This window comes from Pseudomonas xionganensis (genome assembly GCF_009763245.1).
Taxonomy (GTDB): Bacteria; Pseudomonadota; Gammaproteobacteria; order Pseudomonadales; family Pseudomonadaceae; genus Aquipseudomonas; species Aquipseudomonas xionganensis.
Map to the genome: position 1 here is coordinate 79,610 of NZ_WKJZ01000005.1, position 15,085 is coordinate 94,694.

Genomic DNA, 15,085 nt, shown 5'->3' on the forward strand with positions numbered 1-15,085 from the left:
GGCCTTATGAAGTCATTGCTGGCCCTGCTCAAGGATTACTGGGGCATCCTGCGTCGCCCGAGCGTGCACTACAGCCTGGGCTTTCTCACCCTGGGCGGTTTCGTCGCCGGGATCATCTTCTGGGGTGGCTTCAACACCGCACTGGAAGCCACCAACACCGAGCAGTTCTGCATTTCCTGCCATGAGATGCGCGATAACGTCTATGTCGAGCTGCAGGCCACCATTCACTACAGCAACCGCTCCGGCGTGCGTGCCACCTGCCCGGACTGCCATGTACCGCACCAGTGGACCGACAAGATCGCGCGTAAGATGCAGGCCTCCAAGGAGGTCTGGGGCAAGATCTTCGGCACCATCAGCACCCGCGAGAAGTTTCTGGAGAAGCGCCGCGAGCTGGCCGAACACGAATGGCATCGGCTGAAAACCAACGACTCCCTTGAGTGCCGCAACTGCCACAACTTCGACTATATGGACTTCACCAAACAGAGCCCACGGGCCCGGCAGATGCACTCCACCTCATTGGCCGAAGGCAAGGCCACCTGCATCGACTGCCACAAGGGCATCGCCCACAAGCTGCCGGATATGAGTGGCGTACCGGGCTGGTAACCCGGCCAACCGCCCGCTTGAGTTGAACGCCACAGCAACACGTGCCCGCCCCACTCTCAGGATGGCGAGATCGCCGCTCGCTGTTGCGCTCCTGCAGAAACGGATTGATCCGCGAGGTGCGCGGCTGAAGTTCCTGCACAAGCAGGGCTCATCAACACCTGATGGGATATAGCCAACAAAAAACCGCGGCAAGGGCCGCGGTTTTTTTGTATTGCATCTGCAAGAACGGGTTGTTAGCCCTTCAGGCGCAGCTTCTCCGGATTGATCAGGAAGCGAGCCAGGGCCGGCAGCAGCCAGATCGCGCCGATCATGTTCCACAGGAACATAAAGGTCAGCATCAGGCCCATGTCGGCCTGGAACTTGATCGCCGAGAAGATCCAGGTCGCCACACCGATGGCCAGGCAGACGCCGGTGAACAGCACCGCCTTACCGGTGGACTTGAGGGTTTCGTAGTAGGCTTCCTGCAGGGACAGGCCCTGACGCAGGAAGCTTTCCAGTCGGCTGTAGATATAGATGCCGTAGTCGACACCGATACCCACGCCCAGCGCGATCACCGGCAGGGTTGCCACCTTCACCCCAATGCCCATGTAGGCCATCAGCGCGTTGCCCAGTACCGAAGTCAGTACCAGCGGCAGGATTACGCAGAGGGTGGCCGCCAGAGAGCGGAAGGTCAGCAGACACATGATGCTCACGGCGGCATACACCGCAATCAGCATGGTGCGCTCGGACGCCGCGATCACCTCGTTGGTGGCCGCCTCGATACCGGCGTTACCCGCGGCCAGGATGAACTGCAGGTCTTCGCTGTTGTACTGCTTGGCGAAGTCCTCGGCGACATCCACGGCGCGGGTCAGGGTTTCCGCCTTGTGATCTTCCAGGAAGATCAGCACCGGTGCCACCGAGCAGTCCCCGTTGTACAGGCCATCGGCCCGGGCAATGGAGTTGTTCAGCACGTCCTGGTTACGCGACAGGGTTTCCCATTTCAGGTTGCCCTCGTTCATGCCCTTGATCACCTGACGCGACACCGTGACCATGGAAATGGCCGACTGTACACCTTCGGTGTTTTCCATCTTCCACATCAGCTCGTCCATGGCCGACAGGGTCGGGTAGGTCGAGCAGCCTTCCGGCGGGGTCTTGACCATCACCACCAGCACGTCGGAGCTGGTCGAGTAGTTGCGGATAACGAAATCGTTGTCCAGGTTGTAGCGCGAATCCGGATGCAGCTCCGGCGCGCCCTGATCGAGGTCTCCGATTTTCAGGTTCTGGCCATACCAGACGCCACCCGCCAGAGCAGCCACGGCCACGACCACGGAGATCGGCGCCACCATGGGGTGGGCAAAGTTGGAAATGCCGCGCCACAGCGGATGATCCTTGGCGGCGTTTTCGCGGCTGATGCGTACCGAACGCTTGCTGACGCCGATATAGGAAATCATCACCGGCAGCAGGATCAGGTTGGTCAGGATGATCACCGCCACACCCATGGAGGCGCCAATGGCCAGCTCACGGATCACGCCGATATCGATCAGCAGCAGGGTGATAAAGCCCACGGCATCCGACAGCAGCGCCACCAGACCCGGGATAAACAGCTGACGGAACGCCATGCGCGCGGCGGTCAGGGCATCGGGAGCATCCCCCGAAGCCATGGCGATGCCGTTGATCTTCTGCACCCCGTGGGAAATACCGATGGCAAAGACCAGGAAGGGCACCAGCATCGAATAAGGGTCGAGACCGAAGCCCAGGGTGTGCAACAGGCCCAGCTGCCAGATCACCGCTACCAGGGTGGTGACCACCACGGCCAGGGTGCTCTTGAAGCAGTTGGTAAACCACAGCAACAGCACGAAGGTGATGCCGATGGCCACGGCAAAGAACATCGCCACACCGATCAGACCGTCGATCAGGTCACCGACCTTCTTGGCAAAGCCGATGATATGAACTTTGACGTTGGGGTTCTGCGCCTGGTACTTCTCGCGGATCTTCTCTTCCAGCTCGTGGGAGAACTTCTGGTAGTCGAGAGGGATCTGCTTGCTCTGATCATTGGGGTCGGCATAGGTTTCCAGCAACGGCAAATCGACAATGCTCGATTTGAAGTTGTTGGCCACCAGGCGGCCGATCTGACCGGACTTGAGGATATTGCTGCGCAGCTCTTCCAGGCTTTCTGGAGAGCCGTCGTAGGTCTGCGGGATCACTTCGCCACCGGCAAAGCCTTCCTCGGTCACCTCGGTCCAGCGCACGCTGGGGCTCCACAGCGACTTCATGCCGGAACGGTCGACACCATTGATATAGAACGCCTCGTCATGGATCTGACGCAGGGTCTCCATATATTCCTTGCTGAAGATGTCGCCATCCACCGCTTCCACGGAAATACGCACGGTATTGCCGAGGTTAGCCAGATCGTTGCGATGCTCAAGCATCTTCTGGATATAGGGATGCCCCAGGGGGATCATCTTCTCGAAGCTGGTTTGCGGACGAACCTGGGCCGCCTGGAAGAACAGGAAAATACTGATCAACAGGCACAGCAGAATCACGGCCGGGCGATTATTGAAGATCAACCGCTCCAGAAACGAAGCTGGTTGTTGTTGGTGCTTAGTCATGCAAAGGCTCCCGGCTTGTTATTGTTGGCCCAGATCGGCGCCAGTGGGCGATGCGAGGTGCACGCCGCCCTGCCCCACCAGAATCAGGTTGCCGTTATCCATTGCCGCAATGCCGGCCAGCGAAAGGCGATCGGCACGGTTGGTGACCCTGAAGCTCTGGCCACTGTCGCGGCTGGTCAGCACCGTTCCGCCATGACCGACCACCACCACCGAGCCATCGGCCAGCAGACTGCCATCGGACAGGCCGAACTCCAGCGGGCCATTGTTTTCGGTATTGAGGCTGATCGCCTCCCAGGTGCTGCCAAAATCGGTGGAGCGGAACAGGTGACCACGCAGGCCATAGACCAGCAGGGTATTGGCCTGGTCTGTACCCAGGGCACCGAACAGGGAACCTTCATATGGGCTTTCCAGGGTTTCCCAGGTCTGCCCCCAATCGGCGGAGCGGAACATCACACCCTGCTCACCGACAATAAACAGGCCGGCATCCTTGACCGAGACAATGGCATTGAGGTGATAGCCGTCCTCGTTGTCCATGCGATCGCTAACGCTTTCCCAGTTCGCACCACCATCGGTGGTTTCCAGCAGCGCGCCATAGGCTCCGATGGCATAGCCGGTGTTGCGATCACGGAACCAGATATCCAGTAGCGGCGCTTCCATCTCCAGGTCTTCATACTGCTTGACCCATGTGGCACCAGCATCACGGGTCGCGAGAATCTGCGCATCGTGCCCCACAGCCCAGCCATGCTGTTCATCAATAAAGAACACGGCGGCCAGTAGCTGCTTGGTGGGCACCTTGGCCTGAACCCAGCGCGAGCCATTATCGTCGGAGTAGAGGATATGACCACGATCACCCACCGCGACCAGACGCTTGCCGACCTTGGCAACATCCAACAACAGGCTTTGTTGGGCCTTGGCAGATTCAACGGCGTATTGACTGGCAGCATCACTGCCGGTCTGCGCATAGGCAGGCAGGGCTGCAAAAGTCAGCATGGATAGCACACTGCACAGCGAGAGCGCTTTAGCCAGCGGCGAGTGGACGCGGAACGCCGACATGCGGGACAAACCCATTGCATGACCGGTCTGGGTGCGCCGCATGACGGGCTCACTCATATACCTTCCCCCTTGTTCTTATAGGTAGCACTACCGTTATAGCAGAGCCGTGTATCCTACTGAGCTTTGAAAAGGCCTGACAATCGGCGCGACGTTATCTTTTGTTAAGCCAGCACGCGCGATAGAGGCATTGATTGAGTGTAGAGCAGCTTTTGTCCAAGCCTCTGACGGAAAAAGGCCGCTACTTGCGTAGCGGCCTTCGCCTCAACAATCGAGCAAATTAGCGAGTGCCGCGGCGACGCAAGGCAGCCGGCTTGAAGTAGCCGTCATCCGGTACCGGCTGGCTGAAGTCGATGGTGCTCGACTCCTCGTTATCCAGGTTCTGCACGTGGTAACGACGAGCCTGCAGGTCATGGAAGCTGTCCAGTGCGGACCAGGTGGTCGGCAGATCGTAGTAGTTCTTCAGGTAGGCGATGGATACACGCCACAGCTCGCCACGACCGTCATACTGATCCACCACAGCGGCCTGCCAGCTGTCCTCGTCGAGGAACAGGGTGCGCTTGGAATAGATGTGGCGGGCGCCTGACTTCAAGGTACCCTCGACCACCCACACCCGGTGCAACTCGTTACGGGTGAAGGCCGGGTTCATATGGCCGACCTGCAGCAGGTCCTTGTACTTCACGCTCGGGCTGGTGATCTTGTAGTTGTTGTAGGGAATGTAGATTTCCTTCTTGCCTACCAGTTTCCAGTCGTAACGATCCGGTGCACCGTTGAACATATCGGTGTCATCGGCGGTACGCAGGCCATCGGCGGCAGCGATCGGGGTGTCGTAAGCCAGATTCGGCGCGCGACGTACACGGCGCTGACCGGCGTTATAGCCCCAGGCCTGACGCGGCTCTTTCACTTGATCCAGGGTCTCATGCACCAGCACCGCACCACCAGCCAGACGCGCCGGGCTCTTGGTGAAGGACAGGTAGTAGAACATGATGTTGCCCAGATCGGCAGCCGAGCCTTTCGGGTTGTAGAACTTGAACATGGCTTCCTGCTGCGAGGTCACCAAGGAATAGCTGCCGTTACGCTGTACCGCCACTTCCGAAGCGCGACGCACGATGTAGGTACCACGGTAGCGAGCGATATGGTTCCACAGAGCCTCGACACCGCTCTGCGGGATTGGAAACGGGATACCACCGTAGGCGTCGGTAAAGCCGTTACCACCGTCGACCAACTTGGCAGTGCTGGCATTCTTGATGCTGTTGTCATACACCCATTGCGGCGCCGAACCGGAACGGCGGGTCTGGTAGACCGGCATCTGGTAGGTCGTCGGGTAGGCATTGAACATGGCAATCTGACCTGGGGTCAGGTTGTCCTTGTACTGATCCAGATTGGCCTGGGTGATGGTGAACAGCGGCTTGTCATCAGCAAAGGGATCGGGATGGTGCTGCCCGGCACCTTTATAGGCGGCCGGCGGCTGAGTGATGCCGCCGGTCCACTCGGGAATGGTGCCCGCAGCATTACCGGCCTTCTCGGCACCGAAGGGGGTCAGGCTGGCGCCCAGCTTGGCGGCTTCCTGAGGCGATACGGCAGCCAGCGCGCTACCAGCAGACAGTGCCAGGGCAATGGCAGCACCGATCAGCGTGTGCTTTTTCAGCATCTTGATTCTCCGTGAGAGCTTACAGACCAGGCGCCTGTCGGCGCCCGGCATTGTTCTGGTTTTATATTTAGAAGGAGTACTTGACGTTCAGACCGATATTGTCGCGGTCGCGACCCGAGTTGCTCTGGCCAGCGCCCATAAATTCGGTGTACTGAATCTCGGCTTCCAGGCTGTTCAGGTAGCTGGCACGCAGGCCTACGGTGTAAGCCTTGCGGTCTTCGATAAAGTTACCGGTCTGATGGCCATTGCCTTGGAAGTCATGTTTAAAGACGGCGAACGGCGACAAATTGACGCCTGCGTAAACATCGTTCCAGGTACCGGACATCAGCAGGGTATAACCATAAGCATCACTGCTGGCGCAATCCTGTTTGGCCATTGCAGCGTCGGTCGAATAGGACGTATTGGCACGACCAGCAATGCAGCGCTCGCCATTCACAGCGTTGTACTTCAGGCTATCGCCTCGCAGGTGCTCGGATGCCAGTTCGGCTACACCAAAGAGCGAATCAAAACTCAAGATATTGCCAAAGTTGTGGATGGCACCAATCGAGGCGTTAAATGCCTCAACACGACGATAATTGCTGACGGAACCATCGCGAGTGATCTGCTGACCAGCAATCAATGCGGTGCCCGCGCCCGGCAACGTACCCGAGTTATCAGCCAGTTGAGCCCCCTGCAGCACCAGATCACCCAGCAGGTCATTGGTTGCAGCAATACCTACAGGCAGATTCGGGCGATAGGCCAACTCACCGAAGACCGAAGTCTCATTGACGGTGGTGTTGAAGCTAAAACCATACATACGAATATCTTCGGCATATTCACGCTTGGCTTGGGTCGAACCTAGGAGATCTACAGTAGCCAACCCACTGGCAGTAGCAAACCCAAGCGCGCCCGTACCCGGATCAAAACCAGCCAGGCTAAGAATATCGACACCCTGATACCCGTTCAGATCAGCATAAATAGTTGGCTCTTTGGCGTGATAATTAACCATATAGAGGCCGAACTCTGTCGAATTCAACTCTTCAGCAATATATTTAAAAGAAAAGCCGTACTGACCGTCATTTTTGGCATTGAGATCACTGGTTACATCTGCAACCTTCAGAATATTCCCAAATGAAGTATTAACACCGCTTGCATACAATCCTGTAGCTGCAGAGAGAGGCCCAGCGAATGCGGACAACCCGTTATAGCCCGCAATAGCAGGAGCAAGCACAGTACCGTCAAAGTTGTTATAGGCAGTATTGCCACCCTCACCAAACAAGTCTGTTTCAGAGAAGAAGGTGCCCACCGGATCAATCGCCGTTTCTTTCCAGTTCCACTGGTAGAAGGCATCCATCGACAGATTGTCGGTCAGGCCGATATTGAAGCTAATGGCCTCAACTGGCACCAGAACTTCCTTGATTTCTGCACCTGGCAGACGGAATTTGCCTGCATCTACAGGGTTGGTGGTATTGACCCCCCCGCGATAGAAAATACCTTCACCCCAGTTAAACACCTGCTTACCGAAACGAACCCCTATCGGCATATCGCCGATATCCCAGTTGCCGTAGATGTAGGCATCGAGAATCTGCGCATCGCGACCAGCCGAGTGACGGGTTGCACGGGTAAAGCTGGTGTCATTCGGGACATTCTGGCTCGGCTGATAGGCCAGACTGGTATCCAGATAGTTATTGCGCTTATCCATGATCTGAGTGTCATAGAACGCAGTGCCGCGGACAAAAGCGCCGTAGTTCTCATAGGTCACTTCCAGATCGGAAGTGATCTTGAACACTTCGGAAACCAGGCCGGTATCGAAGTTGCGATTGCCGTCGTTGGTATTGATATCGTTGTTGCTCTTGTCCTGACCCTGCACACGCCACAGCTGGCCGTAGGAAATGGTGGTGTCGAGGGCGCCAGTGATCTGGTCGTCAGCGAAGCTGAACTCCACCGCCTGGGCATGGACAGCCACCAGCAGTGGCAGCAGGCCGACAAAGGCGAAACCCGCCTTGGCCGGGGCAAAACGCAAAACGGGTTTACGGGACTTAATTTGCATCGAGACTTCACTCCGCGGACAGATCATTTTTAAGCCCCCGAATACCGGGAGCGAATGGCCATACTGATGACGACCTTGATAAACGACTGGCAACCTTCTCAGGTGGTGCAGACAGGCTGCACCCTACCCGAATGGTCAAATCAGCCTGACAAAAGCAACCATAGTGCCAATTCAAACAACCGTATAAAAATATCGATCAGACAAGAACTAAACCATACATTCAATTTATGACCGATCATTCACTGATCAACAAATCAGCCCTACAGCATTGACTGTCTTATTTTGTCCTACATTCTGTCGCTTAATGTCACAAGCCCCATAAACGCTAAAAACCACAGCCTCAGACCAGAGCGAAAGAGTCAAGCCGCACAGGATATTTCTTCCACTGAAAACCCTGTTTACATTTTAATCAGGTAACAAAAAAGTGTTACCGAACAACATCGGTAACACTTTTTGTCATTTCCGTCAGTGCTCAGAAAGCCCTCTTATTACAAGGGCAAGCATAAGTCGGGCGTGTTATTCACAGCCTCAACCCAGGTGCAGGTACACAGCGACTGCGCAACGCACAATCTGCGTCGGATCAGCCCGCCAGGCTTTTGCTGACCACCTCAAACACATCACTGGACAGCTCACCCGACGCCAGAATGCGCTGCAGTTCAGCTTTCATCAGTCCCTGGCGGTTACTGTCGTACTTGGCCCAGCGGGTCAGGGGCGCCAGCAGGCGAGCGGCGATCTGCGGGTTGAGGGCGTTGAGGATGATCACCTGGTCGGAGAGAAAGCGGTAGCCGCTGCCATCGACGGCATGGAAGTTGACCGGATTCTGCCCGGCAAAGGCGCCGATCAGGGCGCGTACCTTGTTCGGATTTTTCAGGGTGAAGGCCGGGTGCTGCATCAGCTGCTGCACCCGGGCCAAGCCACCCGGCAGGGTGCAGGCCGCCTGCACGCTGAACCACTGGTCCATGACCAGGGGGTTGTCCTTGAAGTGTTCGGCAAAGGCCGTGAGCGCCTCGGCCTTTTCCGTGTCGAAGTTCGACCCCACCAGCACCGCCAAGGCAGTCAGGCGTTCGGTCATGTTGTCGCAGACCTCGTACTGTTCCAGGCAGGCAGCCAAGACTTCCGCGCGTTCGGTCAGCATCAGATAAGACAGGGCGATATTCTGCAGGCTGCGACGGGCGAAATGCGCCGCCTCGGCCACATAGGGTGTATTGCGCGACAGCTTGCGATTGGCCTGGTAACGCTGCCAGAGCGGCTCGAACAGGGCCTCGGCCAGCTGCTGGCGGGCAAACTCGCGGGCGCTGTGGATGGCATCGACATCGGCCACTTCGCTGATCTCGGTCAGGTAGCCCTCCCCCGGCAGCGACAGCATCTCGGCCACCATGGCCTGATCCAGGCGGTCATTCTCCAGCAGGCTGCGCAGCGCCGTGACCAGACGCTGATCCAGTTGCATGGTTTCGCCACGTTGCTGCTGACCGATCAGCTCCTGCAACACCTGCACGGACAGCTGCTGCCCGGCTTCCCAGCGGTTGAAACCGTCGCTGTCATGCTGCATCAGGAACATCAGCTGATCACGGCTGTAAGGGAAGCTCAGCTTGACCGGCGCGCTAAAGCCGCGCAGCAGCGACGGCAGGGGCTTGGCCGGCATATCGACGAAGGTAAAGGTCTGCTCGGCCTCGGTGACCGACAACACACGACTGCGGCCAACGGCCGCGCGCTCGCCCTGCAGGCGCAGCGGCAGGTCCTGACCCTGAGCATCCAGCAGGCCCAGTTCGACCGGAATGACAAAGGGCAGCTTGTCGTTCTGCCCTGGCGTCGCCGGACAGCTCTGACGGAAGGTCAGGCTGTAGGTCCGGGTAGCCGCATCAAAGGCCTCGCTCACCGCCAGGCGCGGGGTGCCGGCCTGGGTGTACCAGCGTTTGAACTGACTCAGATCCCGGCCACTGGCATCTTCCATGGCCTGGATAAAGTCGTCACAGGTCACGGCCTGGCCGTCGTGACGTTCGAAGTAAAGATCCGAGCCCTTGCGGAAGGTCTCACTGCCGAGCAGGGTGTGGATCATGCGCAGCACTTCCGAACCCTTCTCGTAGACGGTCAGGGTGTAGAAGTTGGAAATCTCGATAAAGGCATCCGGGCGTACCGGGTGGGCCATGGGGCCGGCGTCTTCGGCGAACTGGTGGGTGCGCAGATAGGCCACATCCTCGATGCGCTTGACCGTGCGCGAGTTCATATCGGCGGAAAACTCCGCATCGCGAAATACGGTAAAGCCTTCCTTGAGCGACAGCTGGAACCAGTCGCGGCAGGTCACGCGGTTGCCCGACCAGTTGTGGAAGTACTCATGGGCCACCACCGCCTCGACCCGCTGGTGCGCCGCGTCGGTGGCGGTGTCGGCCTTGGCCAGCACGCAGCTGGAGTTGAAGATATTGAGGCCCTTGTTCTCCATGGCGCCCATGTTGAAGTCGTTGACCGCGACGATCATAAAGATGTCCAGGTCGTACTCGCGGCCGTACACCTCCTCGTCCCACTTCATGGATTTTTTCAGACTGTCCATGGCGTGCTGGCACTTGTCGATATTCTCCGGCTCGACATAGATGCGCAGCGCCACCTCGCGGCCGCTCATGGTGGTGAAGCTGTCTTCCACGCACCAGAGGTCACCGGCGACCAGGGCAAACAGGTAAGCCGGTTTCTTGAACGGGTCTTCCCAGGTGGCCCAGTGCCGGCCGCCCTCTTCAACACCGCTGGCAATCGGGTTGCCGTTGGACAGCAGCACCGGGTAGGCATGCTGCTCGGCGCTGACCGTGGTGGTGAACTTGCTCATCACATCCGGACGGTCGAGGTAGTAGGTGATCTTGCGAAAGCCCTCGGCCTCGCACTGGGTGCAGAACATGCTGCCGGACTTGTACAGGCCTTCAAGGGCGGTGTTGCTTTCCGGGTGGATGCGCACACTGCTGTCGATCACGAAGCGCTCTTGGGTCGGCTGCAGGGTCAGGTGGCTGTCGCTCAGCTGGTAGTCCCCGGCGCCCAGGGGCCGATCGTCCAGCTTCAGCTCCAGCAGTTCCAGCTGCTGGCCGTCGAGCACCAGCGGCGGCAGACCGGCACCGGCGTCGGGATTACGCCGCATCACCAGCTGGGCGTGCACCAGGCTGTGGTCCTCATACAGTTCGAAGGTCAGGTGGGTCTCGTCGATCAGGTAGTCGGGAACCTGATAGTCCTTGAGGTAGATCATCTTCGGCTGTTCGGTACGCATGAGCTCTGGCCCCTGTTTGACGGCGCAACTGCGCCAGATGGCATTCGGTGGTTCAGGCGGCAATCTCGTGGATCGCCAGCTGGTAAGCGGTGTATTTGCGGATATTGATCACCCCGCTGTCGAACATCAGGTACTGGCCCTTGATGCCCAGCAGGGTGCCTTCGGCAATGGGGTTCTTGTCCAGATTGAAGCTGTTGATCTTGGCCGGGTAGGCGTCGATGGGATAGCTGATCTGCACCACGGCCTGTTCACTGAGCGGCTGAATGGCCTGGATACCAAAGCGCTGCTGCAGCTCGACAAGGCCGCTGGCGCAGCTGTCGAACAGCTGTTCACGCACGGCCAGCAGATCCACCGGCGCAGCATCACCCTTGAGCAGGGCGCGCCAGTTGGTCTTGTCCGCCACCTGGCTGCGCAGCAGGTCTTCGACAAAGCCGGACTGCTGCCGGGTGGCCACGCGCAGAATTGGCAGGGCCTGACTCGCACCCTGGTCGATCCAGCGCGTGGGAATCTGGCTGGCGCGGGTAATGCCCACTTTTACGCCGCTGGAGTTGGCCAGGTAGACCACGTGATCGGTCATGCAGAACTGCTCGCCCCAACTCGGCTCGCGGCAAGTGCCGGCCTCATAGTGGCAACGCTCCGGGCTCATGATGCAGATATCGCACTGGGCCAGCTTCTGCATGCAGGGGTAGCAGTAGCCCTGGCTGTAGCTGCTCTTGGTCTTGCGCCCGCAATGGCTGCAGTGAATGGCGCCCAGGTATTCCAGGCGCAGCGTCTTGCCCAGCAGCGGGTTGACCGACACCTGCTCATCACCCAGGCGAAAGCTGTATTGCACCGGCGCATCGAGCTGCACCGCCATCTTGCTCAGGGAACCGCGTCCAAGCTCAATCATCAGTGCAGGCTATCCGAGGACTTGAACAGCAGATTGGGGATCGGCTCAGACTTGGACTCGCATTCCTGGGGGCCCATATAGCCGGTGCGCTCTTCCTCCGGCAGGTTCTGCATTTCCCAGGCAATCATGGCCTGCAGGGTCAGCTCCTTCTGCTCCTGGGTCAGCTTGCGACCATCAGGCCATTTGCCGATTTCCACCGCGAGCTTGAGGCTGGCATAGATTTCCGGGGTGATATTTTCAATGGCTTCAAGAAAGGACGACATAAGCGCCTCCAAATACAAAGTATGAGTTTAACGGCCACGGCGGGCCAGCGCACCGCCCAGCAGCCCGCTCAGGCAGCCGGCGAGCAGGCCACCGACATGGGCGGCATTGGCGATGGCGCCGAATTGCAGCAACTCGAAGATGCCGGTCATGCAGATCAGCAGCCAAGCCAACATCATCACCAGTACCCCAGGCGGCAGACGATAGGCCGGGTTCGGCGCCAGGCGCTGATAGATCCAGCAATGCCCGAGCAACCCGTAAAGCACCCCGGACAGGCCGCCAAACAGCGACGGCCCGACCCACCAGTACTGGGCGAAGTTGGCCGCCAGGCCGAATAGCAGGCTCAGCGCCAGCAGCATCAGGGCACCTTCGTAGGCCTCGATGCGCCGCCCCAGCTCCCAGTACCACAGGCAATTCATCGCCAGGTGCAGCCAGCCGAAGTGGATCAGCATGGGACTGAGCAGACGCCACCACTGGCCACTGTTCCAGGTTTCGGCCAGGTAGCTGAAATAGATGTAGTCACCCTGCAGGCGGAAATCGACAAAGCTTAGCCAGCGGATCGCCGCGTAATTATCACCGCCGCCGATCAAGGCGAAGATGACCAGGGTCAGGATCAGCACACTGGCCGTCAGCCGGCTGCCCAGCAGCTGCTGCAGCACGCCCGGCCCCTGCTGCGCCAGCAGCGCCGGTTGACCTTGAGCAAGGGCATCGCCCTGGGGGTAGCGGGCATAGAGCTCGCGCACCTGTTCGGCCAACTGCTCGCCGGGCACCCAGAGCACCTGCTCGCCGGCCTCTTCGGCCACCCGATGGGGCACCTGCAGGCGCTGCAGCAAGGCGACAAAGCCGCTGAGATCGACCTGCTCCGGCAGGCGCATGGCCTCCACCGCGCTCATGGCTGCACCTCTACCCAGACAAACTTGTGCGGGTCCAGACGGCTTTCCTGATCCAGCCGATAAGCCACCAGTTTGCCATTCAGCACCGCGCTGTAATCCAGGCAGGCCAGGTTGGGACGGATCGGCGCCGGCTTACCGCTGCGCCAGTAATGGCCGACAAACAGCAGGGGTTGGTCGGCGCCGTACTTGAGCAACTCGGTCTTCTGCATTTCCGACAGCGGCATCTGCGCCGCCAACTCGGGCAGGGCATCGGGCTGGAAGACGATATCGCCGTAGGTCTGCGGGTCTTCTTCCCAGAACTTGGTGCGAAAATGCGAACGGGTAAAGCCATCGCCACTGGTCAGGGTCATGCCGTGGGGCAGGCGCATATCGGTGCCGCGCAGCAGGCGATCGAGAGCCATATTGGCAAAGCTGCCGGGGGTGGCCGAGGCCTGGAGAAAATGCTCGTCGATGCAGGCGCCATCGAGCAGCCCGCGCAGCGACTCGATCATCCCTGCATCCCAGCAGGCGTGTACCACGCGAAAATGCCCGGCATCGATAAACAGCGGCAAGTCGTAGAACCAGGCGAGAAACTCGCGCCACTCGGCCGGATAGGCATCGAACTGTTCCAGGGTTTCCCGGATCAGACGGGCGTGCCGGGGCGTGTGCTCGCGGACAAACTGGCGACCACTGCCCGGCGCCGCCGGGGTGCTCCAGCCTAGGGCGTTGAACTCGTGGTTGCCCATGATGCACAGGGCCTGGCCGGCCTCGACCATATCGCGCACCAGGTGCAGGGTTTCGCGGATACGCGGGCCACGGTCGACCAGATCGCCAAGGAAGATCGCCATGCGCTGCGGATGGCGCCAGACGCCCTGCTGCTGACGATAGCCCAGCCTATCGAGCAGACGCTCCAGGGTCCTGGCGCAGCCATGGATATCGCCGATCAGGTCGTAGCCACGGGCGGGGTCGAGGTGCATCAGTCACCTCCACCACCGAGGCGGCTGCCCCATCCCAGCTTGGTGCGGCACACCTCGTAGTAGTTGTGATCCAGCGGGTGGATCAGGCGCAGCTTCTGCGGTTTCTTGCTCACCGTAATGGTGTCACCGGGGGCGCAGGTGAAATGGTTCTGCCCATCGCAGGAAACCTGAGGGTAGATCTGCAAGTCCTGGGACACCACGATCTTCAGCTCACTGTTGCCATCCACCACGATGGGGCGGCTGGACAGGGTGTGCGGGTACATGGGCACGATAACGATGGCATCCAGCTTGGGGTGCATGATCGGCCCGCCAGCGGACAAGGCGTAGGCGGTGGAGCCGGTGGGGGTAGCGACGATCAGGCCATCGGCCTTCTGGCTGCAGACGAACTGACCGTCGATATACAGCTCGAACTCGATCATCCGCGTCGACTTGCCCGGGTGCAGGATCACATCGTTGAGGGCATCCCCCTGGCCAATGGCCTCGCCATGGCGGCGCACCTCGGCCTCCAGCAGAAAGCGGTTTTCGCTGGTGTACTGACCTTCCAGCACCTGGGCCACCTTGACTTCCAGTTCGTCAGGCCGGATGTCGGTCAGAAAGCCCAGGCTGCCACGGTTGATCCCCAGCACCGGCACCTTGTGCCGGGCCAGGGCGCGGGCGGCGCCCAGCAGGCTGCCGTCACCACCCACCACTATGACCAAGTCACAGACCTCGCCGAGGATCTTGCGCGAGGAGGTCTGCAGGCCATGGCCCGGCAGCAGCTCGGCAATGGTGTCTTCGAGAATCACATGCAGATGGCGGTCGAGCAGAAAGCGCTTGAGCCGGCGGATGGTCTCCAGCACCCGGCTGCTGCCCATGCGGCCGATGATGCCGATATTGCGAAACTGATCCATGGTGCTCCCGCCGACTGCTCGATTTAGACAGGCT

General features: G+C 59.4%; 11 protein-coding genes. 1 reads left to right on the forward strand and 10 read right to left on the reverse strand.

Annotated features, from left to right (window positions below; translation table 11 throughout):
- Positions 1-6: 6 nt before the first annotated feature.
- On the forward strand, positions 7-603 hold the full coding sequence (locus GJV18_RS18160) for a cytochrome c3 family protein (RefSeq protein ID WP_160347900.1): 597 nt from the start codon (positions 7-9) through the stop codon (positions 601-603).
- A 233-nt stretch (positions 604-836) separates the two neighbouring features.
- Here GJV18_RS18160 and GJV18_RS18165 read toward each other — a convergent pair whose 3' ends face one another.
- The 10 genes from GJV18_RS18165 to GJV18_RS18210 all read right to left on the reverse strand — a co-directional run bounded on the left by GJV18_RS18165 (position 837) and on the right by GJV18_RS18210 (position 15,051).
- Positions 837-3,191: an efflux RND transporter permease subunit gene (locus GJV18_RS18165; RefSeq protein WP_160347901.1), complete on the reverse strand. Its 2,355-nt coding sequence runs from the start codon at positions 3,189-3,191 to the stop codon at positions 837-839.
- Between the two features lie 18 nt (positions 3,192-3,209).
- The gene (locus GJV18_RS18170; RefSeq protein WP_407692373.1) at positions 3,210-4,301 is read right to left on the reverse strand and encodes a WD40/YVTN/BNR-like repeat-containing protein; all 1,092 of its coding nucleotides are present in this window, start codon (positions 4,299-4,301) and stop codon (positions 3,210-3,212) included.
- A gap of 220 nt (positions 4,302-4,521) precedes the next feature.
- The gene (locus GJV18_RS18175; RefSeq protein WP_160347902.1) at positions 4,522-5,892 is read right to left on the reverse strand and encodes a DUF1329 domain-containing protein; all 1,371 of its coding nucleotides are present in this window, start codon (positions 5,890-5,892) and stop codon (positions 4,522-4,524) included.
- 67 nt (positions 5,893-5,959) lie between these two features.
- Positions 5,960-7,921: a DUF1302 domain-containing protein gene (locus GJV18_RS18180; RefSeq protein ID WP_160347903.1), complete on the reverse strand. Its 1,962-nt coding sequence runs from the start codon at positions 7,919-7,921 to the stop codon at positions 5,960-5,962.
- 580 nt (positions 7,922-8,501) lie between these two features.
- Entirely contained in the window at positions 8,502-11,162 is a 2,661-nt protein-coding gene (gene pepN, locus GJV18_RS18185; RefSeq protein WP_160347904.1) for an aminopeptidase N, read from the reverse strand.
- Between the two features lie 52 nt (positions 11,163-11,214).
- A complete protein-coding gene (locus GJV18_RS18190) occupies positions 11,215-12,051 on the reverse strand; it encodes a DUF2797 domain-containing protein (protein ID WP_160347905.1) in 837 nt (278 codons plus the stop codon).
- The gene (locus tag GJV18_RS18195; RefSeq protein WP_160347906.1) at positions 12,051-12,314 is read right to left on the reverse strand and encodes a YeaC family protein; all 264 of its coding nucleotides are present in this window, start codon (positions 12,312-12,314) and stop codon (positions 12,051-12,053) included. The genes GJV18_RS18190 and GJV18_RS18195 overlap by 1 nt, the downstream gene beginning before the upstream one ends.
- 27 nt (positions 12,315-12,341) lie before the next feature.
- A complete protein-coding gene (locus tag GJV18_RS18200) occupies positions 12,342-13,205 on the reverse strand; it encodes a rhomboid family intramembrane serine protease (protein ID WP_160347907.1) in 864 nt (287 codons plus the stop codon).
- Positions 13,202-14,161 (reverse strand): metallophosphoesterase, encoded by a 960-nt coding sequence (locus GJV18_RS18205; RefSeq protein ID WP_160347908.1) that lies wholly within the window; start codon positions 14,159-14,161, stop codon positions 13,202-13,204. Before GJV18_RS18205 ends, GJV18_RS18200 begins: the two co-directional genes overlap by 4 nt.
- The gene (locus tag GJV18_RS18210) at positions 14,161-15,051 is read right to left on the reverse strand and encodes an NAD(+) kinase (protein WP_160347909.1); all 891 of its coding nucleotides are present in this window, start codon (positions 15,049-15,051) and stop codon (positions 14,161-14,163) included. The genes GJV18_RS18205 and GJV18_RS18210 overlap by 1 nt, the downstream gene beginning before the upstream one ends.
- Positions 15,052-15,085: the final 34 nt, after the last annotated feature.